1 protein-coding gene is annotated in these 511 nt (G+C 72.4%); it reads right to left on the reverse strand.

All coding sequences use genetic code 11. The annotated features are described in order from the left end of the window. A partial coding sequence (locus MIC448_RS13585; protein WP_306342165.1) for a carboxyltransferase domain-containing protein occupies positions 1-511 on the reverse strand: 511 nt, incomplete at both ends.

Below are 511 nucleotides of genomic sequence, written 5' to 3' on the forward strand. Positions count from 1 at the left end.
GCACGCGAGTCCGGGGAGAGTCGAGCCGGGGCACATTGAACGTCCAGGCCGGGCTGGTCAAGTATCCGAAGCCGGGCGCGAACCCGGTGAATGCCACGGTCCACTCGGCGCGCTCGTGCCGTTCGGCGAGCTCCCCGGGGCCGAGGCCGAGGAGTTCTGCGGTCTCGGCGAGGTCAGGGCCCTCGTAGGTGATGTCGAGCACGACCGCACCAGTCGGCGACCGTGCGCCCGAGGCATTCGTCCCCTCGACCGTTGCCCGCCCGGACCACGCTCGCTCGATCCACGCGCGCACGCTCGCTGCGGCAATCTGTGCGGGATCGAAGGGGACGAGAACTGTGCACGCCGCGGGCACGAGGTCGCCGATGCCCGCGATCGGCGCAGTGGCGAGCGCCGCGCCGAGGGCCAGCACCTCGGCGACGGAGTCGACCTCGGCAAGCAGCGCGCGCTCCCCCATCGGCAGGATCTGCACCCCCGCAAGACCACCCACCCCGACCGGGCCGCTCACCATGGC

Origin of the sequence: Microbacterium sp. C448 (assembly GCF_000582705.2) — a bacterium.
GTDB lineage: Bacteria > Actinomycetota > Actinomycetes > Actinomycetales > Microbacteriaceae > Microbacterium > Microbacterium lacus_A.